Source organism: Pseudomonas sp. S49, from assembly GCF_009866785.1.
In the GTDB taxonomy this organism is placed as follows: Bacteria; Pseudomonadota; Gammaproteobacteria; order Pseudomonadales; family Pseudomonadaceae; genus Aquipseudomonas.
This window is the reverse complement of sequence record NZ_CP019432.1, coordinates 4,174,355-4,195,064: the sequence shown is the minus strand read 5'-3', so window position 1 is coordinate 4,195,064 and position 20,710 is coordinate 4,174,355. Positions and strand designations below refer to the sequence as shown.

General features: G+C 60.7%; 22 protein-coding genes. 11 read left to right on the top strand and 11 right to left on the bottom strand.

What is annotated here, in order from left to right; genetic code table 11:
• Positions 1–18 precede the first annotated feature (18 nt).
• On the top strand, positions 19–834 hold the full coding sequence (locus PspS49_RS18420) for an AraC family transcriptional regulator (protein WP_160040936.1): 816 nt from the start codon (positions 19–21) through the stop codon (positions 832–834).
• A 3-nt stretch (positions 835–837) separates the two neighbouring features.
• Here the strand turns inward: PspS49_RS18420 and PspS49_RS18415 are convergent, their stop codons facing one another.
• Positions 838–1,731 (bottom strand): DMT family transporter, encoded by an 894-nt coding sequence (locus tag PspS49_RS18415; RefSeq protein ID WP_160040934.1) that lies wholly within the window; start codon positions 1,729–1,731, stop codon positions 838–840.
• Between the two features lie 89 nt (positions 1,732–1,820).
• Here PspS49_RS18415 and PspS49_RS18410 point away from each other — a divergent pair, with 89 nt between their 5' ends.
• The 3 genes from PspS49_RS18410 to PspS49_RS18400 all read left to right on the top strand — a co-directional run bounded on the left by PspS49_RS18410 (position 1,821) and on the right by PspS49_RS18400 (position 3,966).
• Entirely contained in the window at positions 1,821–3,152 is a 1,332-nt protein-coding gene (locus PspS49_RS18410; RefSeq protein ID WP_160040932.1) for a PLP-dependent aminotransferase family protein, read from the top strand.
• A gap of 52 nt (positions 3,153–3,204) precedes the next feature.
• Positions 3,205–3,591 (top strand): cytochrome c family protein, encoded by a 387-nt coding sequence (locus tag PspS49_RS18405; protein ID WP_150750778.1) that lies wholly within the window; start codon positions 3,205–3,207, stop codon positions 3,589–3,591.
• An 81-nt stretch (positions 3,592–3,672) separates the two neighbouring features.
• Positions 3,673–3,966, top strand: a complete 294-nt coding sequence (locus PspS49_RS18400; RefSeq protein ID WP_150750779.1) for a hypothetical protein — start codon at positions 3,673–3,675, stop codon at positions 3,964–3,966.
• Here PspS49_RS18400 and PspS49_RS18395 read toward each other — a convergent pair whose 3' ends face one another.
• The 3 genes from PspS49_RS18395 to PspS49_RS18385 form a co-directional block, all read right to left on the bottom strand.
• Positions 3,967–5,610, bottom strand: a complete 1,644-nt coding sequence (locus PspS49_RS18395; protein WP_160040930.1) for a sensor domain-containing diguanylate cyclase — start codon at positions 5,608–5,610, stop codon at positions 3,967–3,969.
• A 148-nt stretch (positions 5,611–5,758) separates the two neighbouring features.
• Positions 5,759–6,121 carry a hypothetical protein gene (locus PspS49_RS18390; RefSeq protein WP_160040928.1) on the bottom strand — a complete coding sequence of 121 codons (363 nt, stop codon included), beginning with the start codon at positions 6,119–6,121 and terminating at the stop codon, positions 5,759–5,761.
• 123 nt (positions 6,122–6,244) lie between these two features.
• Entirely contained in the window at positions 6,245–6,805 is a 561-nt protein-coding gene (locus PspS49_RS18385) for a chorismate mutase (protein ID WP_127928864.1), read from the bottom strand.
• 199 nt (positions 6,806–7,004) lie between these two features.
• Between PspS49_RS18385 and PspS49_RS18380 the strand changes: the two genes are divergently transcribed.
• Both PspS49_RS18380 and PspS49_RS18375 read left to right on the top strand, forming a co-directional pair.
• Positions 7,005–8,360, top strand: coding sequence for an MATE family efflux transporter (locus tag PspS49_RS18380; RefSeq protein ID WP_150775050.1), 1,356 nt, complete (start codon positions 7,005–7,007; stop codon positions 8,358–8,360).
• Between the two features lie 74 nt (positions 8,361–8,434).
• Positions 8,435–8,992 carry a YceI family protein gene (locus PspS49_RS18375; protein WP_160040926.1) on the top strand — a complete coding sequence of 186 codons (558 nt, stop codon included), beginning with the start codon at positions 8,435–8,437 and terminating at the stop codon, positions 8,990–8,992.
• A 9-nt stretch (positions 8,993–9,001) separates the two neighbouring features.
• On the opposite strand, the gene PspS49_RS18370 is transcribed toward PspS49_RS18375, so the two are convergent.
• Positions 9,002–9,487: a DUF3592 domain-containing protein gene (locus tag PspS49_RS18370; protein WP_160040924.1), complete on the bottom strand. Its 486-nt coding sequence runs from the start codon at positions 9,485–9,487 to the stop codon at positions 9,002–9,004.
• A gap of 151 nt (positions 9,488–9,638) precedes the next feature.
• Between PspS49_RS18370 and PspS49_RS18365 the strand changes: the two genes are divergently transcribed.
• Positions 9,639–10,325, top strand: coding sequence for a GNAT family N-acetyltransferase (locus tag PspS49_RS18365; protein WP_160040922.1), 687 nt, complete (start codon positions 9,639–9,641; stop codon positions 10,323–10,325).
• Positions 10,326–10,389: 64 nt separating this feature from the next.
• Here the strand turns inward: PspS49_RS18365 and PspS49_RS18360 are convergent, their stop codons facing one another.
• The gene (locus PspS49_RS18360) at positions 10,390–10,830 is read right to left on the bottom strand and encodes a hotdog fold domain-containing protein (RefSeq protein WP_160040920.1); all 441 of its coding nucleotides are present in this window, start codon (positions 10,828–10,830) and stop codon (positions 10,390–10,392) included.
• A 163-nt stretch (positions 10,831–10,993) separates the two neighbouring features.
• Between PspS49_RS18360 and PspS49_RS18355 the strand changes: the two genes are divergently transcribed.
• Positions 10,994–11,626 carry a TetR/AcrR family transcriptional regulator gene (locus tag PspS49_RS18355; RefSeq protein ID WP_160040918.1) on the top strand — a complete coding sequence of 211 codons (633 nt, stop codon included), beginning with the start codon at positions 10,994–10,996 and terminating at the stop codon, positions 11,624–11,626.
• A gap of 350 nt (positions 11,627–11,976) precedes the next feature.
• Here PspS49_RS18355 and PspS49_RS18350 read toward each other — a convergent pair whose 3' ends face one another.
• Positions 11,977–13,095, bottom strand: coding sequence for a P1 family peptidase (locus PspS49_RS18350; RefSeq protein ID WP_150775054.1), 1,119 nt, complete (start codon positions 13,093–13,095; stop codon positions 11,977–11,979).
• A gap of 158 nt (positions 13,096–13,253) precedes the next feature.
• Complete coding sequence (locus PspS49_RS18345; RefSeq protein ID WP_150750788.1) at positions 13,254–14,369, bottom strand: extracellular solute-binding protein; 1,116 nt, start codon at positions 14,367–14,369, stop codon at positions 13,254–13,256.
• 110 nt (positions 14,370–14,479) lie between these two features.
• Here PspS49_RS18345 and PspS49_RS18340 point away from each other — a divergent pair, with 110 nt between their 5' ends.
• Positions 14,480–15,259, top strand: a complete 780-nt coding sequence (locus PspS49_RS18340) for a helix-turn-helix transcriptional regulator (protein WP_160040916.1) — start codon at positions 14,480–14,482, stop codon at positions 15,257–15,259.
• A 121-nt stretch (positions 15,260–15,380) separates the two neighbouring features.
• On the opposite strand, the gene PspS49_RS18335 is transcribed toward PspS49_RS18340, so the two are convergent.
• Positions 15,381–16,322, bottom strand: a complete 942-nt coding sequence (locus PspS49_RS18335; protein ID WP_160040914.1) for a class I SAM-dependent methyltransferase — start codon at positions 16,320–16,322, stop codon at positions 15,381–15,383.
• 199 nt (positions 16,323–16,521) lie between these two features.
• On the opposite strand from PspS49_RS18335, the gene PspS49_RS18330 reads away from it, so the two are divergent.
• Together PspS49_RS18330 and PspS49_RS18325 are read left to right on the top strand one after the other, a co-directional pair.
• Positions 16,522–16,935 (top strand): response regulator, encoded by a 414-nt coding sequence (locus PspS49_RS18330; protein WP_095118272.1) that lies wholly within the window; start codon positions 16,522–16,524, stop codon positions 16,933–16,935.
• A 69-nt stretch (positions 16,936–17,004) separates the two neighbouring features.
• Positions 17,005–17,670: an HAD-IA family hydrolase gene (locus PspS49_RS18325; protein WP_160040912.1), complete on the top strand. Its 666-nt coding sequence runs from the start codon at positions 17,005–17,007 to the stop codon at positions 17,668–17,670.
• Between the two features lie 121 nt (positions 17,671–17,791).
• Here PspS49_RS18325 and PspS49_RS18320 read toward each other — a convergent pair whose 3' ends face one another.
• Together PspS49_RS18320 and PspS49_RS18315 are read right to left on the bottom strand one after the other, a co-directional pair.
• Positions 17,792–18,451 carry an isoprenylcysteine carboxylmethyltransferase family protein gene (locus tag PspS49_RS18320; protein ID WP_160040910.1) on the bottom strand — a complete coding sequence of 220 codons (660 nt, stop codon included), beginning with the start codon at positions 18,449–18,451 and terminating at the stop codon, positions 17,792–17,794.
• A gap of 1,275 nt (positions 18,452–19,726) precedes the next feature.
• Entirely contained in the window at positions 19,727–20,623 is an 897-nt protein-coding gene (locus PspS49_RS18315; protein ID WP_127928838.1) for a LysR substrate-binding domain-containing protein, read from the bottom strand.
• Between the last annotated feature and the right edge of the window lie 87 nt (positions 20,624–20,710).

Sequence of the window (20,710 nt, the reverse complement as noted above, 5' to 3'; positions counted from 1 at the left end):
ATGCCCTTGGAGTCGTCCATGGATCGCCTTTCAACATTGCTCAGCCATTTCGGTGTGACGGCCGGCACTTTTCACAGCGGCACGTTCTGCGGCGTCGCGGTTCATGAAAATGAACCGGTCGGCCATGTGCATTTGTTGCAGGCCGGCGAGTTGCTGCTCAAGCCGGGCAGCGAACGCGAGATCCGCCTCAGTGAGCCGTCGCTGATCTTCTTCCCCAGACCCTTCGCCCATCGCATGTTTGCCGACGAAGCCATGGACACTCAGGTGGTTTGCGCAACGCTGATGTTTGATGGCGGTTCCGGTAATGCACTGGCGGCGGCACTGCCGGATTACCTGGTGCTGAAACTGACGGACATTCCGGAGCTGGCCAACACCGTCGAATGGCTGTTCAAGGAAGCGTTCGAAGGGCATTGCGGGCGCGTGGCGGTGATGGATCGACTGTTCGAACTGCTGGTGATTCTGCTGTTGCGGCATTTGATCAGCAGTCGCGAGCAGCAACCGGGGATGATCGCCGGGCTGGCCGATCCGCGTCTTTCCCGCGCCTTGAACCTGATGCACGAGCAACCGCAAAAGCCCTGGAGCGTGGCGGATCTGGCGTCTGTCGCCAACCTGTCGCGCGCCGGATTTGCCGAGCAGTTTCGCCGGGTCGTCGGGCAGACTCCGGCCGATTATCTGCTGAGCTGGCGGGTCAGTCTGGCGCAGAAACGCCTGCGTGAAGGCAAAGCGATTGCGCTGATTGCCGAGGAGGTCGGTTACGAAAGTCCTTCGGCGCTGGCCCGGGCGTTTCGGCGCAAGACCGGGCTCAGCCCTCGCGAGTGGAAGGCCGGCGCCTGAGGATCATTTGGCGAATTTCTTCGCCCCGGCGACACACAGGATCACGCCCAGCGTCACGGCGAGCATGCCGAGGCTGACCTGTTCATGCAGCAGCGTCGCCGCCAGCGCCAGACCGAAAAACGGCTGCAGTAATTGCAACTGACCGACCGCCGCAATCCCGCCCTGAGCCAGACCGCGATACCAGAACACAAAGCCGATCAGCATGCTGAACAGCGACACATAGCCCAGACACAGCCACGCCGACAGGCTGATCGTGCTGAACGAGGCGGGCGCCAGCCACAGACTCAAAACAGCCATCACCGGTAGCGACAGCACCAGTGCCCAGCAAATCACCTGCCAGCCGCCGAGGGTTCGCGACAGTTTCGCACCTTCGGCATAACCGAGACCGCAGGCCAGAATCGCCGCGAGCATCAGCAGATCGCCGGTGGGCGAGGCAGTCAGACCTTGTGCCAGCGCGAAGCCGACCACCAGCGCGCTGCCGAGAATGGAGAAAATCCAGAACACCGGTCGCGGCCGCTCACCGCCGCGCAGCACGGCAAAAATCGCCGTGGCCAATGGCAACAATCCGACAAACACAATCGAATGCGCTGATGTCACGTGTTGCAGCGCCAGGGCGGTCAGCAGAGGAAAACCGAGCACTACGCCCAGCGCGACAATCAACAGCGACAGCCACTGATCGCGCGCCGGGCGCCGTTCGCGAAATAGCCACAACAGCGCGACAGCCAACACCCCGGCGATGGCAGCGCGGACCACGGTGAGAAACACCGGATCGAACTCCAGCACCGCCAGACGCGTGGCCGGCAGCGAACCGCTGAAGATCACTACGCCGATAAAACCATTGATCCAGCCACTGGTTTTTTCCAGTGCCGGGGTCGTCAGATTCGAAGTCCGTTCCATAGCAGATCACGCTCAGAAGTGGGTTGCGTTGCGGTCATGCTAGAGCCGAGAATCAGCACAATCAAAGAATTGTCATGGATACATCAGGCATGCCACGTTCGCGCTACAAGACCATCGTCGATGCCTATGCTGCCGACATTCGTTCGGGGCAGTTGCCGCCGGGTACGCGGTTGCCAACTCACCGGCAACTGGCTGCTGAGGAAGGGCTGGCGCTGGTCACGGCCTCGCGGGTGTATGCGGAGCTGGAGGCCATGGGCCTGGTCAGCGGCGAAACCGGGCGCGGCACGTTTGTCCGCGAAACCTCGCTGTCGCCGGGGCAGGGCATCGATCAGAAAGACGTGGCGGTCGGCATGATCGACCTCAATTTCAATTACCCGTCGTTGCCCGGTCAGGCCGATTTGTTGCGCAGCGCGTTGCGCCAATTGGCGTTGTCGGGCGACCTGGAAGCGTTGTTGCGTTATCAACCGCACGCCGGCCGTGCCCACGAACGTGCGTCGGTCGCTCGGCATCTGTTGACGCGCGGGGTGACTGTCGACGCTGAGCAAGTACTGATCGTCAATGGCGCCCAGCAAGGCCTCGCCGTCACGTTGATGGCATTGCTCAAACCCGGCGATGTGATTGCTGCCGACGCCCTGACCTATTCCGGCTTCAAGGTACTGGCCGAAGCGCTGCATCTGGAAGTCGTGGCGATTCCGTTCAGCGATCAGGGGCCGGATCTCGCCGCGCTGGACAGACTCTGTCGCAGCCGCTCGGTGCGTGCCGTATACAGCATGCCGACCTTGCACAATCCGCTGGGCTGGGTGATGCCGTTGGCGCAGCGCGAGCAGTTGGTGTCTATTGCCCGTTGTCATGATCTGACACTCATCGAAGACGCGGCCTACGCATTTCTGGTGGAAAACCCACCGCGTACGCTGATCGATCTGGCGCCGGAGCGCACGGTGTACGTCTCGGGCCTGTCGAAAAACATCGCAACCGGCCTGCGCGTCGGTTTCATTGCCGCCCCGACCGACGTGGTGCCAGCACTGGAACGCATCATCCGCGCCACCACCTGGAACACGCCGGGCGTCATGACCGCCATCGCCTGTGGCTGGCTCGACGACGGCACAGTGACGTTGCTCGAGGAGCAGAAACGCAAAGATGCCAAGGCGCGGCAGGCGCTGGCGGCCGAAGTGTTGAAAGGATTGCCCAGTGTTGGCCATCCGGCGTCGTATTTCCTGTGGCTACCGTTGCCGGAGGATGTGCGCGCCGACCAGATTGTCGTCGAGCTGATGCACGAGCAGATTTCCGTCACCACCGCCGAGCCGTTTTCGGTGTCGGGCCATGCGCCGCATGCGATTCGGCTTGCGCTGGGTTCGGTAGAGATGGATGTGTTGCGCCAGGCATTGATCAAAATCAGCAGGATCATTGGCGCTTACCGGTAAAAACAAAATGCTACCCTTGCGCCGCCCGATGCAGACCGACCCGGAACCCTCGATGAAAAACACCGCTGCACTGTCACTCGCTCTGATGCTCGGCTCCAGCCTGTTCAGTACGTTCACCCTCGCCGCAGGCGACCCCGAAGCTGGCGCGAAAATCTTCCCGCGCCTGTGCGGGGGCTGTCATCAGGTCGGCGAATCGGCCCGTCCCGGATTCGGCCCGCAACTCAATGGCATCATCGGGCGGCCCGCCGGTACCTCGGCTAATTACGTGTATTCCGAGGCGATGAAGAACTCGGGGGTGACTTGGGATCGTGAAACGCTGATTGCCTATCTGAAGGATCCGAAAGGCGTGGTGCCCGGCACGCGGATGATTTTCTGGGGCCTGAGTGACGAAGAAAAACTCGACAACCTGTTGGCTTATCTTCAGACCTTCTCGCAATGACGGCAGGAGCTGCCGAAGTCCCTGATTGAAAATGACATGAAAAATCTATTCGGCGTTGTTGCTGCCTTCAAGGAACCCACCATGAAATTTTTGCTATTGGCAACACCGCTGCTGCTTGCCACAGGACTGGCCCACGCGAGCATCCCCATGTTCAACGCCACGTGCCCGGGCAAGATCGAAGTGCACGCCGATCAAGGCGGGCCGATCTACATCAATGGCAAGGAAGGCCAGTTGAAGAAATTCAACGACAACTACTTCGAAGCAAAAGGTGCGGGGGTGACCATTTCCCTGAGCATCAATCCCGACGGTTCGCCTGCGGTGTCGTACACCGGGAAGAACAGGGCCAACGGGATTTGCGAAGTGAAGAAGGGCTGATCACGCCACCTGATTGCGACCCGCCGCTTTGGCTTGATAGAGCTGCTGATCGGCGCGTTTGATCAGTGCGCTGTGGCTGTTGTCGGCCGGGTCTGCCAGGCCGACACCGATGCTCACCGTCACATTTCCGACCGCAGGAAAACCGGCCTCGGCAACCGCCGCGCGAATCTTCTCGGCGACGACTTCCGGGGTGTCGGGTTGGGCGATTTCCGGCAACAGCACGGCGAACTCTTCGCCGCCGTAACGAGCGACGAAATCGGTGGTGCGCAAGCTGCTCTGAATCAGTTGCGCCAACTGTTGCAGCACCTCATCACCCACGGCGTGACCGTGGCTGTCATTGATTCGTTTGAAGTGATCAGCATCGATCAGCAGCAGGGAAAACGGACGTCCGGTGCGGCGGAACAGCAGTGTGTATTCGGTGAGTTTCTCGTCGAAACGGCGACGGTTGTAAACGCCGGTCAAACTGTCGTGGGTCGCCAGACTCAGCAATTCGGCATTGGCCTGCGTCAGCGCAGCGGTGCGTTGCGCGACGGTTGCTTCCAGCGAGGCATTGGCCTCTTGCAGTTCGCGCTCTTTGCCGAGCAGTGATTGCGTCATTGCATCGATGGACTGGCCGAGCTGAGCAATCTCTCGCACCGGGTGTTGCAGCGGGAATTGTGCGCCGGGCTGTTTGTTCTGGACTTGTCTGGCCGAATGCGCGAGCTGTTCGATCGGTCGGCTCAGATACAGCGCCAGGTAGTAGGCCACCAGGCCAAACAGCACGGCCGCGACCACGCCCAGTATCAGCAGTTTGTAGAGCAGCAGCCGCGCCGGTTGCAGCGCAGTTTCCAATGGCTGGCGCACGGCAATCGACCACGACAGCGCCGTACTCGATGGCGTCGGTACGGTGACTATGCTGGTGAGGAAGCCGTTGCCCGCCGTCCACCCCTGCAATTCCGAGTCCGTCGCCGCCACTTGCTGACCCGCCAGCGCTTCCGGATAGAGAATCTTGCCATCGTGATCGATGATCAACGCCTCGATATCCGGTGTTGAGTTTTTATGTGAAAACGCCGCTGACTCAACAATGCGTGTCACCCAACTCCAGTGCGCGTGTGCGCCCAGTACGCCAGTCACCTGGCCGTCGGCGTTATGGATCGGCGCGGCGAAATCGATGAAACGCAGTGGTTCACCGTTCGGCAGGCCCGGGAGCATTTTCGCCAGCAGCACCGCCTCATGGGGATCGCCGGTGTACTCCCCGCGCAACCCGGCCTGGAACCACGGCCGTTGTTGCACCGATTGACCCACCAGCAAGCCGTTCACCGCTTGATGCACCTTGCCCTCGGCATCGGTGACGCCCATCCACGCATACTCGGCGCGGGCCTGGGTACGCAATTGCATCGATTTCAGAATCGCCGGGTTGTCCAGATCGCCCCGCTCCAGATGCGGCGCGCGGCTTAGCAGATAAACCTCCAACTGGCGTTCGCGCAGTTGCTCGCCCAATAACGATGCCGCCGAGCGCGCGGTGTTGAGCAAGGCATTGCCGCTGGCCTGCTTCATCTGTTCCGTGGCGATGTGGCCGACATAGAAGCCCACGCTGAGCAGCGTCAGCAGGGACAAACCGGCAAACCAAAGGGTGAGGTGGCTACGCAGACTGGCTTTGAGCATGGGCAGGCGAGGTCTGTTTTGAAGTTGTGGCCGCATGGTATGCGCAACGGGTGGTGGGTGACCAGTCGGGGAATGGATGGTTGCGGGCAGGAAAAAGCCCGGCTGATCAGGCCGGGCTTTTTCTTGGGGTTGCGATGAAGCCAGTGGTTTAGGCGACGCGGCGTTCGATCAGGCGATCAGCGCCACCTTCGGCAACGCGGCGTTCGATCAGACGATCGGAACCACCTTCGGCAACGCGGCGTTCGATCAGACGATCGGAACCACCTTCGGCAACGCGGCGTTCGATCAGACGATCGGAACCACCTTCGGCGACGCGGCGTTCGATCAGACGATCGGAACCGCCTTCGGCAACGCGGCGTTCGAGCAGACGATCAGAACCGCCCTCAGCAACACGACTTTCAATCAACTTGTCCGAGCCGCCTTCAGCGACCTGGGTATGTGCCGGGGTGGCGGCAAAAGCGTTAATGGCGAAAACCGAAAAAGCGATGCTGAGAAGGGTTTGGCGTTTCATGATCGTGTGCTCCAAGGGGTAGTTGTTTGTCTGGAGCCGATGTTACGCCGTGGATTTTTTATGAGAACTTCATTGACGTGATGGTGACTATCGACGCCAGCAATGTATGCCCGAGCCCCCGTTTCATGGGGTGGTTGATCGCACGCACAGCTCACCGGTCGCCCGCGTCAAAGCCAACTCATGCAACGCATCGTGGGTCAGGCCACTGCGCGCCTTGGCCAGCCACGCCGGGCAATTCGCGTCATGGCGATAGGGCGCGAACTCGGCGTATTGCTGCAGCAGACGGGTTTGCAGTTCATCCAGACGCGGGCGGATCTGTTTACCGAGGTCGGGGCGCGGGGTGTCTGGTGCGGCAGCGGCCGCCTGCCATTGTGCGAGCAACCCGTACTGCACTAATTTGTTCGCCTCCATTTGCGCCGCGATCAGTTGCGCCACGTCTTCAGGGTCGAGCTTGTGCTCGGCGGCCAGCGCTCGGGCATTGGCAATGACCTGCGCCTCACGCGGGCTGTCCTGAATCGGCTTGCCACTGTCCCATTTGGTCAGCGCGACGAGGTCGCCGATGTTCAGGCGTTCGTTGAGTGTTTCCAGCAACGGCTTCAACGTTTCGGCGGGCGCGGCGGCGTGAGCGCTGGTGGCGAGCAGGGCGAGTAGGCTGGCGGTCAACAGATTGGCAACGTGCGGCATGAACAGAGCCTCAATAAGAAAAATGGGCGAGGGCTGTTGTTTACCACAGGCGTTACCTGACACCTACAGATCCGCGCCAATTACACAGACGTGACCACCGGTAATAAACACCGATTTGAAATGTTAATTGCACCCCGCGAGCAACTCACCGAAGCTATCCTCAATCAGCCCTCCCGCCGTCGAGATGGACCTCTATTCAATGCAAGCCGTCGCCCAACGCCCACTCTGGCACACCTACCTGCTGTTCCTCGCGCCGATGGTGCTGTCGAATTTTCTGCAATCGATGTCGGGCACGGTCAACAGCATCTACATCGGCCAGATGCTCGGCACCCAGGCACTGGCGGCGGTGTCGGGGATGTTTCCCATCGTGTTCTTCTTTATCGCACTGGTGATCGGCCTCGGTGCGGGCGCCGGGGTGTTGATCGGTCAGGCGTGGGGCGCGCGCGAACCGCACATGGTCAAGGCGATTGCCGGGGCGACGCTGTTGCTGGGCGTGTTGATCGGCCTGGTGGCCGCAGTATTGGGCAGCGTGTTTGCGCGACAGGCATTGGCGGGTTTGGGGACGCCAGCGGATGTGCTCGACGATGCGGTAGCGTATGCCCACGTGATGATGTGGATCTTGCCGTCGTTGCTGGTGTTCGTATTGTTCACGCAATTGTTGCGCGGGGTCAGCGATACGCTGTCGCCGTTGCTGGCGCTGGTGGTGTCGACCTGTGTCGGGCTGGCCCTGACCCCAGCGCTGATTCGCGGCTGGTTCGGCCTGCCGCAACTGGGCATTCAGAGTGCGGCGTACGCAGGGTTGGCCGGCAACCTGGCGGCAATGGCGTGGCTGGCGTGGCGGCTGATTCGCAAGGGCCATCCACTGGCGCCGGATCGCGAGTTTTTTGCCGCGCTACGGCTCGACGGGGCGATTCTCGGCAAAGTGTTGCGCATCGGTCTGCCGACCGGCGTGCAGATGATTGTGCTGTCGCTGTCGGAGCTGGTGATTCTGGCGCTGGTCAACCAGCACGGTTCGCAAGCGACGGCGGCCTATGGCGCAGTGACACAGATCGTCAACTATGTGCAGTTCCCGGCCTTGTCGATTGCGATCACCGCGTCGATCCTCGGTGCGCAGGCCATCGGCGCCGGGCGACTGGAACGCATGGGGCCGATTCTGCGCACCGGGCTGCTGATCAACGTGTGCCTGACCGGCGGCTTGATCGTGCTTGGTTACCTGTTGTCGCACTGGTTGCTGGGCCTGTTCCTGACCGAGGATTCGACCCGGGCGATGGCTGAGCATCTGCTGCACATCATGCTGTGGAGCCTGTTGGTGTTCGGCTTCCAGGCAATCATTGGCGGGATCATGCGCGCCAGCGGTACGGTGTTGGTGCCGGTGGTGATTGCGATCATTTGCGTGGTCGGCGTGCAACTGCCGGCCGCGTACTGGCTGGACGGGCAGTACGGTTTGCAGGGTGTATGGATGGCGTTTCCGGTGGCATATCTGGGCATGCTGGTGTTGCAGACCCTGTATTACAAACTGGTCTGGCAGCATCAGAAGATCGAGCGGCTGGTTTAGGCGCTGGCGTAACGCGTGGATGTTTGCTTAAGTCAATCGAGGCCCTCGACGGCCAGCCCCGCCCGGAGAATCCCATGTCGATCCGATTGCTGCTGGCTGCCGCGTGTTCGCTGTGCGTCGTTTGTGCCGCGCAGGCTGTCGAATACACGCGGGTCAACACCACCGCCAGCCAGATCAGTTTTACCTACAACCAGATGGGCTCGCCGATGTACGGCACCTTTGGCAAGTTCGAGGCGACGCTGGACTTTGATACCGACAACCTCGCCAACGCCCGTACCACGCTGCACATTGACCTCAACAGCATCGATGCCGGCAGTGAAGACGCCAACACCGAGCTGGTGAAACCGGCGTGGTTCAACACCGAAAAATTTCCCGTGGCGGTGTTCGAATCCCGACGTTTCACCCAAGTGGCCGAGCGTCGCTATCTGATCGACGGACAACTCACCCTCAAGGGCATTACCCGCGAAGTGCAGGTGCCGGTGGAATTGAAACCGGGCAGTGCCATCGGCATTTTCGACGGTGACCTGATACTCAAGCGCGACGAGTTCGGCCTCGGCGCGGGGGAGTGGGCGGACACCGTGGTGTCCAAGGACATCGCCATCAAATTCAAAGTGGTGGCGCCGCAGCAGTGACCTCGCCAGTCAATAAAACCGGTCCTGTTCTTTCATCGCCTGAATCTGCCAGAACGTTCTGCCGGAGATCAGCAGAAACAGCAGTGCGAGCAACACACCGCCGGTCATGATGCAGAAGCTCGTACGGTAACTCTGCAACTGGCTGGCGATGCAGCTTTTATCTGGCATCCACGGCGACACCAGCAGGGTGATCGGGCCGTCGACTTCGTACTGGGTATGCTCAACGTAGCGTTCGTCGGCGTGTTGCCCTTCATGGGGCTGGCCTTGGGCATCGGTGTATTGATAGTGAATGACCTTGCCATTGGCGTTCATTGGAATCTGCTCCAATGCCGTGACGCTGCCACGGGTTTCCACACCGTTGAAACTCAGCGCCCCATAGAGCATGCCCGACTTGTGAGCCATTGCAGCGAGCAGCAGCACCACGCAGCAAGCAACGGTCAGCATGACGATACGGTTGTAGAGGTGATCCTTGGCAGCTTCGCGCGGGTAGTACATGGCCGATCCCTGGTGGTGACATTGGTAGGAGACCGTTACATCGGCGCTCGGAACAGGAACTTTAGACGTCCGCCGGGTCGGTCACGGTATGATGTCGCGGCTCGTCGACCGCTGCGGCTGTCGGCAACGCTTTTTACCGTCGGAGTTCGTCATGCCACGCATCACCCACTACAAAACCCCATGCCCCGAAGGCGTCAACAGCCAGATTCTGCAGATGGTCGTCGATTACCTGACCGACATCAGCGCGGTCGGTCTCGGCCCGAGCAACCTGCTATACAACGTCTATCAGTACGCGGTCGGCTATGAGGTGCATCTGTATCTGGAAGCGTTGAATGGCGAGAAGGGCACCGACGTCGAGTTGCTGGTCGCCACCGACGAGGATGATCCGGAGCAAGTGATCGGTTTTCTGTTGTACCTGCCGGTGCAGGGCGATTGGGAAGCCTGCAGCGTGGCTTATATGGCGGTGCGCGAAGGGCATCGGCGTCAGGGCGTGGCGCGGGCGCTGATCGGCGAAATGGTCGGGCGTTATCCTCATGCGGAACTGGCCTGCACCGTGGGTAAAGTCCCGTACTTCGAAGCCTTGGGTTTTGAAGTGATCGGTTCACGGGAAACGCAGGTATTGATGAGCACCCGGCATTACCGCAGCAACGGCTTGCGCGGATTTATCGACACCACACCGATCTACCGGTCGCTGGAAGTGCAGCAGATTCACACCTATCTGCTGCAGAAGAACGGCAAGCGCGCGATGCTCGACGCCGAGAAACAGCGCGACCGACACCTCGATCAGACCACTCGCCATGTCGAGGAGTTTGTCCGCCAGCGCCTGACCTTGCACTGACCTCACATCGCTGAAAAAGCCCTTGCTGTGAATGCCGCAGCAAGGGTTTTTTTGTGTCCCCGATTCAGCCGAGTTTGACGTTCATGGTGATCCGCGCCGTGAACACGTGCTTGCCCTCGGTGTCGCGGATATCCACGGTGACGATCTTGTCGCCTTCGCTCTGCCAATCCACGCCTTCACCACTGGCCACCGCCGTCACATCGGTTTTTGCCTTGGCCAGATATTCCACGGTCATGCCTTTGGGGATCCAGCGTGCGCCGGCCGGGATCGACACATCGGTCATCATCCCGGCGGCGAGTTCCGCCGCGTTGCACATGGCAATCGCATGCACGGTGCCGAGGTGGTTGGTTATCTCACGACGGAACGGTACTTGTACCGTCGCCGAGTTCGCACGCAACTCGGTCACCAGTGGGTTGATGGTGCTGAAGTACGGCGCGACCTGGCAGGCCATCTGGCTGAACGCTTGCGGGCCTGCGCTGTTGAACATGCTGAGAAACTGACTCATGGAAACGCCTCGCGGAAAGTGATTTTGCAGAATGATGTTCCGTTACAGAATAATGTTCTGTAACTGAACGGTATTCGGTCTGCGGGAAATCTGTCAACCTGTGCGTGTTTTTTCATGGGCACGACGTGTGCCTTTCAATCCCGATTTTCAGGCAGTGAGCCGCATGGACACCGCAGATCTACTTGAACGCAGCTACCCCGGCCGCCGCGCCGAACTCAAGCGCGATATCTTTCGCAAGGCGCTAAGCCTGTTCAACGAGCAGGGGATCGAGGCCACCACCATCGAGATGATTCGCGCTGAGTGCGACACCAGCGTCGGGGCGATCTATCACCATTTCGGCAACAAGGAGGGCTTGGTCGCCGCGTTGTTCTTCACCGCGCTGGAGGATCAGGCGCGCCTGCGCGATGCCTATCTGGATGCAGCGCAAACCACCGAGGAAGGTGTGCAGGCGCTGGTGTTCAGCTACGTCGATTGGGTCGAGCGTCAACCCGAATGGGCGCGTTTCCAGTACCACGCGCGGTTTGCTGTGACCAAAGGGCCGTTCAAAGACGAACTGGCCGAGCGCAACAAAACCCGCAATCTGCGTCTGCGCGACTGGCTGGCCGAATCAGGGCGAGTTACCGAACTCAAGGCGCTGCCCGCCGAACTTTTGCCGTCGTTGATCATTGGTCAGGCCGACAGTTACTGCCGTGCCTGGTTGGCGGGGCGGGTGAAGGGCAGCCCGGCGGATTATCGCGAGTTGCTGGCACAAGCGGCCTGGCGCTCGATTCGCGTCGATGCGCTGCCGGACTGCTGATTTACGCAGACAAAAAAAGAGCCTCAAAGCTCTTTGATGGGGAGGAAGTAGAGCCCTCGAGGCTCAAGATGCGCATGAAGCCAGACACGGGCTTGATTGGGGTTCAGAGCACCCGTGCCTACGCAGCGCTCGATAGAGCGGAGCCACTGCGTGATTCCATCCTAGGAGTGTGCAAGTGGCGGCTCAAGTACCGCCAGTCGCCCGGGCGGCGGCGAGAACTTGGTACACAAATACTGACGTGATCCTGTGTAGGAGTGAGCCTGCTCGCGATCGCGGTGGGTCAGTCAAATCAACTTCGACTGACAAACCGCGATCGCGAGCAGGCTCACTCCTACAGGGGAAACGCGGTGTCAACGGGCGCCGGGCCAACCTGATTTTTCGAGGGCTGCGAGCAGGGTGTCGGCGTCGAGTCCCGGCACTGAATGCCCGTTGCCCTCGGTGCTTTCGCTGGCCAGCAAAGCATTGATGATCGCCTCTTCAACCGCCTCGGTCGCGGCGAGAAACAGCTCGCTGATGTGGTCATTGTTGACCATGCGCAAGCCGTCACAGGTCGGCGCGCCTTTGCCTTCGTAGGCGGCGGGCGGCACGTGATCGTTGCCGGTGGCGAAGGCGATGAAAATGTCGCCGCTGTGATCCTCGTTGCCACCGCCGGTGCGCGCCAGACCCAGGCTCGCGCGCTGTGCCAGACGTGTGCACTGATGCGGCAACAGCGGCGCATCGGTGGCCAGACACACAACAATCGAACCCATGCCCGGATGCGGCAACGCTGCGCGCAAGAACGGCGAATCTTTCTGTTCCATGTAGCGCCCGACCGGGTAGCCATCGACCCGTAACTCACTGCGAATGCCGTGATTGGCCTGCACGATCGCGCCGACGGTCCAGCCACCCTGAGCACGGCTCAACCGCCGCGACGAGGTGCCGATGCCGCCCTTGAATTCATGGCAGATCATGCCGCTGCCACCGCCGATCGCGCCCTCGACGACGGGGCCGTCGACGGCTGCGCTCAACGCTTCGGCGACGTGTTCAGGCTGGACGTGGAAACCGTTGATGTCGTTGAGCAAACCGTCAAAGGTTTCCAGCACCACCGGCATGTTCCAGTAGAGGCGACCGTCGTCGGGTTGCTGCTGGCGATCCAGAGCAATCAATGCATCGCGCACTACACCAAGGCTGTGGGTGTTGGTGAAGGCAATCGGGCTGGTCAGCAGACCCGCCTCGCGAATCCATTCAAGGCCGGTGGCGTCGCCATTGCCGTTGAGCACATGCACGCCGGCAAAACACGGCTGCTGATTGGTCGAGCCCGGGCGCGGTTCGATCAGTGTGACGCCGGTGCAGATGTCGCGCCCGGCGCTGCTGCGTCCGCGCACATTGCTGTGGCCGACGCGCACGCCGGGTACATCGGTGATGGCGTTGAGCGGGCCGGGCGGCAGTTGGCCGATGCGGATGTTGAGGTCACGGGCACGAGGTTTCATTGATTTCTGTCTCTCAAAAAAATGCTGGGTTGTGCACTGACCCTGTGGGAGCGAGCCTGCTCGCGAAGGCGTCCGCACTTTCAACACATCAGTGCCTGACCCACCGCTTTCGCGAGCAGGCTCACTCCCACAGGGTTTTGTGCAATGTTCAAAAGGCTTTATTGGCCGTTCTTGACCTTGCTCCACACCCGCGTGCGCACTCGCTCGGTGGCTTTCGGCAACGGTTCAAGGGTGTACAGCGTGGCCATTGCCGTAGCAGACGGATAAACCGCCGGGTTGTCCCGCGTGGCTTCGGCCACCAGCGGTGTCGCCGCACGATTGCCATTCGGATAAGAAAGGTGATCACTGACCGGCGCGATCACTTCGGGGCGCAGCAGATAGTCGATAAAGGCCAGGCCTTGGGGACGATTCGGTGCGTCCTTGAGCAGCACCAGCGTGTCGAACCACACCGGCGCGCCTTCCTTGGGCAGGCTGTAGGCGATCTTCACGCCGTTGTTGGCTTGCTCGGCATTGGTCTTGGCCTCCAGCATCGCGCCCGACCAACCGACCGCCACGCAGATGTTGCCGTTGGACAGGTCGCTGATGAATTTCGACGAGTTGAAGTAAGCGATGTGCGGGCGCAATTTCAGCAGCAGCGCTTCGGCTTTTTTATAGTCTTCGGGATCGGTGCTGTTCGGTGGCAGCCCCAGATAATGCAGGGCGACCGGCAGCATCTCCGACGGCGAATCGAGCATCGCCACACCGCACTGGCCGAGTTTGGCGAGGTTGGCTTCGTTGAACACCAGATCCCACGAGTCCACCGGCGCCTTGTCGCCCAGCGCCGCGCGCACTTTATCGATGTTGTAACCGATGCCGTTGGTGCCCCACAGATAAGGCACTGCGTATTGATTGCCGGGATCGTTGTTGGCCAGCTTCGCCAGCAGGTCGCTGTCGAGATTCTTCCAGCCCGGCAGTTGCTCGCGCGGCAGCGGGGCGAGGGCGCCGGCCTTGATCAGCGTCGGCAGGCTGAAGTTGCTTGCCACCACCACGTCGTAGCCGCTGCGGCTGGTCATCAGTTTGCCTTCGAGGACTTCGGCACTGTCGAAGGTGTCGTAGACCGGCTGGATACCGCTGTCGCGCTGGAAATCGTGGAGAGTGTTCGGACCGATGTAGTCGTACCAGTTGTAGACGTGCACGCTCGGCGCGTCGGCAGCCAAGGCGATCGAGCTGGCGCCAATTCCGGCCAGCAGGCCCAGTTTAATGCTGAGGTTGATACAGCCACGGCGACGACGCATGATGCGGCACTCCTGGCCTGTACAGGCCGGTGATGAACAAGAGTGGTCAGCCTATCGGGCCGGCCAGGCCTGACCCATTCCCATCATGGGTTACTCAAAAGGGGTAGTGCGTGGACGCGTTGCTGCAGGAACTGCCAGTGCATCAAAGCCTGGCGCGGGTATTTGCCGCTGTCGGTCAGGCTGGTTTCTGGCGCGCGCTGGTGGACACCTTGCGATTGCTGGTGCCGCTGGACAACGCGCTGGTGGCGCTGATGCAAGCCGGGCAGGCGCCGCAGTTGCTGATCGACTTCGACAGCCAGGGCCGCGCCGACGAGCAAGAGGAACTGGCCGGATACTGCGCCGGGATGTACTTGCTCGATCCGTTTTATCAAGCCGCCTCGACCGGCATTGCTGACGGTTTGCACAGCCTCGCCTCGGTGGCGCCGGACCAGTTTCTGCACAGCGAGTATTACCAGAGCTACTTTCGTTTGATGGTCGGTGAAGACGAGTTGCAGTTCATGATCAACGTCGAGGGCGGCGTGCTCGGTTTGTCATTGGGTCGCTCGACGCCGTTCGACATGGCCGAGCAGGGTCGGCTGCTGTGCGTGCGCGACTGGGTGCTGGCGGCGATGCGTCGGCATGTGCAGTTGTTGCCGCCGCAGGGCGCGGTGGCGCAAACGGTGGTCGGTGATCTGGCGACGTTGCTTGACCGCTTCGATGCGCGGCTGACGGTGCGTGAGGTCGACACGGCACGGCTGATCCTGCAGGGTTTCTCCAGCAAGGCGATGGCCCAGCAGATGGGTATTTCGCCGGAGACGGTCAAGGTGCATCGGCGCAATCTGTATCACAAGCTCAATGTCACCGGGCATGGTGAGTTGTTTGCTTTGGTGCTGCGCCCACCAACTCCCTGACCCAACACAATCCCCCTGTAGGAGTGAGCCTGCTCGCGATAGCGGTGTGTCAGATATCACCTATTTGACTGATAGACCGCTATCGCGAGCAGGCTCACTCCTACAAGGGATCTTCGGGGTGTCAGATAGTGCGCTGGAAGATCAGGGCCTTGAGACCGCTTTCAGGATCAATGTCCGGAAACTCCGGCGGATTCTCCAGCCGCTCTACAAAGCGCAAACCCGGCGCTTCCTGCGTCACGCCATCGATCAGAAAGTCCGAACCGAACGCCGGATCGTTCATGCACGCCAGCACCGTGCCTTGCGCCGTGAGCAATTCCGGCAGACGACGCAGCACGCGCTGGTAGTCCTTGGTCAGCAGGAAACTGCCTTTCTGAAACGACGGCGGATCGATGATCACCAGATCGTAGGGGCCGCTGTTGATCACCTTGCCCCAGGACTTGAACAGGTCGTGGCCAAGGAAACTGACTTTGCTCAAGTCATGGCCGTTCAAGCGATGATTGTCGCGACCCCGGCTCAGAGCTGCGCGCGACATGTCCAGATTGACCACATGGCTGGCGCCCCCTTCGATGGCCGCCACGGAAAACCCGCAGGTGTAGGCGAACAGGTTGAGGATGCGTTTGCCGTCGGCCTGTTCGCGCACCCAGTTGCGCCCGTAACGCATGTCGAGAAACAGCCCGGCGTTCTGCTTGCGACCCAGATCGACGCGGTACTGCAAGCCGCCCTCGACGATGCTCATTTCGTCGATTTCATCGCCCTGCAACCATTCGGCAGTGCTCTGCGGCAAGTAGCGATGCTGGATCAGCAAGGTGTGCGCGCCGGACTGTTTCCATTCGGCGGAACCGGTGAGTTCCAGCAGCAGCGCCTTGAGATTGTCCAGCTGCTCAGGCGCTGGTTCCTTGAACAGCGACACCAGTACCACGCCTTGCAGCCAGTCCACGGTCAACTGCTCCAGCCCCGGCCAGCAGCGGCCGCGCCCGTGGAGCAGGCGGCGGGTTTCGCTCGGCGCTGCTGCGAGGGCCGGCAGCAGATGGGCGTGGAGGGTAGCGAGGGCTTCAGGGTTCATCGGTCAGGATCGGCAAGCAAAAGGGTCGGCATTTTAACCACAAATACACCGTCGCGAACGATTGCCGCTGACGGGCAAAAACGCCGTTTCGCAAAAGACCTGTATCAAAAATGAATTTCTGCAGAGCCCGCCGCTCATACCAGATAAGCAGCGGATTCAAGCCGCTAAATCGTTAATGCAATTCAGGGAGTGCAGTTCCATGTGCCCAACACCGACGGCGGATGCGCACCTTCCTGGCGGGTTGATTCTGGTAGTCGAGGACGATCCGTTGATTCTGGAGTTTCTTTGCGAAATTCTTCAGGAGGAAGGTTTCAAGGTCGAGCCGCACACCAGCGCCGACGCCGCATCGCAATATCTCGAGCAACACGCGCCGGAAGTGGCGCTGCTGCTGACCGACATCACCATGCCCGGCACCCTCAATGGTGCTGATCTGGCCAACCTGGTCGGCGACCGCTGGCCGGACAAGCCGGTGATGGTCATGTCCGGCTACGAAACGCCAGAGACCTCCGGGGTCAAGCATTCGGTGGCGTTCATCAAGAAGCCCTGGGCCATCGGTCAATTGCTCGACTGCGTCGACAGCGCGTTCAAATCCAAGGCCCCGCGCCTGCACTGACACGCTGGGTGAATCGGGCGGGCAAGTGCTACATTGCCCGCCCGATCTTTTGCCAGAGGATGCGACCCTTTGTCTGCTCACGATGCTGTATTTGATCGCGCGTTCGGCGCGTTTCTGTTCGACATGGACGGCACCGTCCTCAATTCCATTGCTGCCGCCGAGCGGATCTGGTCAGCCTGGGCCGTGCGCCATGGTGTCGATGTGGAAACCTTTTTGCCGACCATTCATGGCGCGCGAGCCATCGACACGATCAATCGCCTGAACCTGCCGGGCGTGGATGCCGAGGCGCAAGCGGCGTTCATCACCGAGGCGGAAATCGCAGACGTTGAAGGCATTGTCGAGATTCCCGGCGCGGCGAAATTTCTCAACAGCCTGCCCAAAGATCGCTGGGCAATGGTGACCTCGGCACCACGGGATCTGGCGTTACGGCGGATGGCGGCGGCGGGGATTCCAGCGCCGGCGGTGATGATCACGGCTGAAGATGTGAAGGCCGGAAAACCTGATCCGGCCGGCTATTTACTGGCTGCGAAACGTCTTGGCCTGGAAGCGCGTGATTGCCTGATCTTCGAAGACGCCACTGTCGGTATTCAAGCGGCCGAAGCGGCTGGCGCGGCGTTGATGATCATCACCACGACGCATCAGCATCCGCTGGAAACGGCGCACGCGACGCTGGCCAGTTACGTTGACATCCGCGTTGCAGTCGACAGCGACGGCCTGCACCTGCAACGCAACTGACAAACACAATCCCTTGTAGGAGTGAGCCTGCTCGCGATAGCGGTCTGTCAGACACATGGATTTGACTGACCCACCGCTATCGCGAGCAGGCTCACTCCTACAGGGGGACGGTGTTCGCAAATCAATAAACCCCAGGCAGCAACCGCCAACTCCGCGCGCAATAAGCCTCGTACTCCGCCCCAAACTGCGCACGCAGCAGGGCTTCTTCCGAATGAATCCGGGCAATCAACGGGATCAACGTCAGCGCCGCGAGCAACAATCCCACCACCGAACGAAACGCCAGCGCCCAGCCCACGGCATTGATCACCAGCCCCAGATAACTCGGGTTGCGCAGGTGCTGATAGATGCCATCCGTCACCAGGCGATGCCCCGGCTGTATCGCCACCAATCCACTGAAGCGCCGCCCCAGCACAAACACTGGCCACAGTCGCAGCGCGCCGCCGACGATAAACAGCAAAGCGCCGAGCCAGCGCACGCCTTCACCACCAAACGTCCAGAAGTTCATCCGGTCGCAATAGGCTGGCAAGAAACCACTGACCAGACCAATCACACCAAAGGCCGGAATCACCCAGCGATTGGCGCGATCTTCACGTTCGCCAGAACTGAGGTTGACCTCACTGAACAGTGAAGCAATCACCATCGCCACCGTCGCCAATGCCACGATCACCAGCGAACCGTGGGAAAAGAACATCGCCACACCGCCAATGCCCCACACCGCCAGACCCAGCCAGGCGAGGGTGGCGAGTACCGCGACGACGGTCATTTGTGCAGACATTTTCATGGCGTTCTCACGGCGGGGTGCTGATCCGTTGAGTGTAGATCCGCCACAAAACCTGTGGGAGCGAGCCTGCTCGCGAAGGCGTTGGATCAGTCAATTTTGATCCTGGATGTGCCGGCCCCTTCGCGAGCAAGCTCGCTCCCACAGGGATCTGCGTCGTACACAGAATGCGAGATCACATCTGAACCTGTGGGAGCGAGCCTGCTCGCGAAGGCGTTGGGTCAGTCAAATTCGATGTTGGATGTGCCGGCCCTTTCGCGAGCAGGCTCGCTCCCACAGGGATCTGCGTCGTACACAGAATGTGAGATCACATCTGAAAGTGTGGGAGCGAGCCTGCTCGCGAAGGCGTTGGGTCAGTCAAATTCGATGTTGGGTGTGCCGGCCCTTTCGCGAGCAGGCTCGCTCCCACAGGGATCTGCGTCGTACACAGAATGCGAGATCACATCTGAAAGTGTGGGAGCGAGCCTGCTCGCGAAGGCGTTGGGTCAGTCAAATTCGATGTTGGATGTGCCGGCCCTTTCGCGAGCAGGCTCGCTCCCACAGGGATCTGCGTCGTACACAGAATGCGAGATCACATCTGAAAGTGTGCGAGCGAGCTTGCTCGCGAAGGCGTTGGGTCAGTCAAATTCGATGTTGGATGTGCCGGCCCCTTCGCGAGCAGGCTCGCTCCCACAGGGATCTGCGTCGTACACAGAATGCGAGATCACATCTGAAACTGTGGGAGCGAGCCTGCTCGCGAAGGCGTTGGGTCAGTCAAATTCGATGTTGGGTGTGCCGGCCCCTTCGCGAGCAGGCTCGCTCCCACAGGGATCTGCGTCGTACACAGAATGCGAGATCACATTTGAACCTGTGGGAGCGAGCTTGCTCGCGAAGGCGTTGGGTCAGTCAAATTCGATGTTGGGTGTGCCGGCCCCTTCGCGAGCAAGCTCGCTCCCACAGGGATCTGCGTCGTACACAGAATGCGAGATCACATCTGAACCTGTGGGAGCGAGCCTGCTCGCGAAGGCGTTGGGTCAGTCAAATTCGATGTTGGGTGTGCCGGCCCCTTCGCGAGCAAGCTCGCTCCCACAGGGATCTGCGTCGTACACAGAATGCGAGATCACATCTGAAAGTGTGGGAGCGAGCTTGCTCGCGAAGGCGTTGGGTCAGTCAAATTCGATGTTGGATGTGCCGGCCCTTTCGCGAGCAGGCTCGCTCCCACAGGGATCTGCGTCGTACACAGAATGCGAGATCACCTTCTGAAACTGTGGGAGCGAGCTTGCTCGCGAAGGGGCTATGTCAGTCAGCAGATACCTTGTCGTCAGTCAGGACTTTGCGGAAGGTTTCGACCAGCGGCCGCAAATTTATCCGGTGCCATGCCGCCCACAATGGCGTAGTCAGCGTCAGCCACGGCAGTTCCCGCAACACCACACCGGGCGGTGCGTTATGGCTCAAGCCTTTCTGGATCATCGCAATCCCCAGCCCCGACGCTACCAAACCCAGCGCGGTAAAAGGCTCGGTCGCCTGCATGCGCACATCCGGGGTGAACCCCGCGCGGATGCACGCGCTGACAAACTGATCGTTGGCATCCTGACGCGGCTGCACGCCGATCCATTCCTGCTCGGCCAGATCCTCGGGGTTCAACGCCGCTTGCTGCGCCAATGGATGATGCTCCGGCAACGCCAGCAGCATCGGATCATCCAGCACCTGAAAGCTCAGCAGATCAGGATCGTCATCGGTCGGCGGCTCACTCACCAAGGCAATATCGAGACTACGCTGTCGCAGGCCTTCCAACTGCTCGGCGGAACTGAGGTTGTATAGCGCGACATGCACATTCGGCCGATCGGCGCGCAACACGCGCAAGGCATTGGGCAGGACGCCGGCGTGCATGGCGTTCTCGATATAGCCGATGCACAAACCGCCTTCTTCGCCGCGACCGAGGCGCTTGCCGAGGGATTCCAGGCGATTGGCGTGGGTCAGCAGGGCGCGGGTTTCGGCGAGGAAGGTCTGACCGTCGCGGGTCAGGCGAATGCGTTGCTGGCTGCGCTCGAACAGCGTCAGGCCCAGGCGCTCTTCGAGCTGGGCGATCTGTCGGCTCAGCGGCGACTGGGAAATATGTAGCCGTTCGGCGGCGCGGCCGACGTGTTCTTCCTCGGCGACGACCACGAAGTAGCGCAATTGGCGGATGTCGATCATGTCAGACCTATAGGGACTCAAGTGCTGCGCATTATGTCTTGGACGGTCTCGGTGTCGCAATCTAGGATCTGCTCAACGGTCACACCG

Coding starts and splice junctions, on each gene's coding strand:
- PspS49_RS18365 (WP_160040922.1), top strand. CDS start 9,639: ATGCCACGCATCACCCACTACAAAACCCCATGCCCCGAAGGCGTCAAC.
- PspS49_RS18335 (WP_160040914.1), bottom strand. CDS start 16,322: ATGAACCCTGAAGCCCTCGCTACCCTCCACGCCCATCTGCTGCCGGCC.
- PspS49_RS18400 (WP_150750779.1), top strand. CDS start 3,673: ATGAAATTTTTGCTATTGGCAACACCGCTGCTGCTTGCCACAGGACTG.
- PspS49_RS18420 (WP_160040936.1), top strand. CDS start 19: ATGGATCGCCTTTCAACATTGCTCAGCCATTTCGGTGTGACGGCCGGC.
- PspS49_RS18360 (WP_160040920.1), bottom strand. CDS start 10,830: ATGAGTCAGTTTCTCAGCATGTTCAACAGCGCAGGCCCGCAAGCGTTC.
- PspS49_RS18320 (WP_160040910.1), bottom strand. CDS start 18,451: ATGAAAATGTCTGCACAAATGACCGTCGTCGCGGTACTCGCCACCCTC.
- PspS49_RS18375 (WP_160040926.1), top strand. CDS start 8,435: ATGTCGATCCGATTGCTGCTGGCTGCCGCGTGTTCGCTGTGCGTCGTT.
- PspS49_RS18350 (WP_150775054.1), bottom strand. CDS start 13,095: ATGAAACCTCGTGCCCGTGACCTCAACATCCGCATCGGCCAACTGCCG.
- PspS49_RS18395 (WP_160040930.1), bottom strand. CDS start 5,610: ATGCTCAAAGCCAGTCTGCGTAGCCACCTCACCCTTTGGTTTGCCGGT.
- PspS49_RS18380 (WP_150775050.1), top strand. CDS start 7,005: ATGCAAGCCGTCGCCCAACGCCCACTCTGGCACACCTACCTGCTGTTC.
- PspS49_RS18345 (WP_150750788.1), bottom strand. CDS start 14,369: ATGCGTCGTCGCCGTGGCTGTATCAACCTCAGCATTAAACTGGGCCTG.
- PspS49_RS18405 (WP_150750778.1), top strand. CDS start 3,205: ATGAAAAACACCGCTGCACTGTCACTCGCTCTGATGCTCGGCTCCAGC.
- PspS49_RS18385 (WP_127928864.1), bottom strand. CDS start 6,805: ATGCCGCACGTTGCCAATCTGTTGACCGCCAGCCTACTCGCCCTGCTC.
- PspS49_RS18410 (WP_160040932.1), top strand. CDS start 1,821: ATGCCACGTTCGCGCTACAAGACCATCGTCGATGCCTATGCTGCCGAC.
- PspS49_RS18370 (WP_160040924.1), bottom strand. CDS start 9,487: ATGTACTACCCGCGCGAAGCTGCCAAGGATCACCTCTACAACCGTATC.
- PspS49_RS18415 (WP_160040934.1), bottom strand. CDS start 1,731: ATGGAACGGACTTCGAATCTGACGACCCCGGCACTGGAAAAAACCAGT.
- PspS49_RS18355 (WP_160040918.1), top strand. CDS start 10,994: ATGGACACCGCAGATCTACTTGAACGCAGCTACCCCGGCCGCCGCGCC.
- PspS49_RS18330 (WP_095118272.1), top strand. CDS start 16,522: ATGTGCCCAACACCGACGGCGGATGCGCACCTTCCTGGCGGGTTGATT.
- PspS49_RS18315 (WP_127928838.1), bottom strand. CDS start 20,623: ATGATCGACATCCGCCAATTGCGCTACTTCGTGGTCGTCGCCGAGGAA.
- PspS49_RS18390 (WP_160040928.1), bottom strand. CDS start 6,121: ATGAAACGCCAAACCCTTCTCAGCATCGCTTTTTCGGTTTTCGCCATT.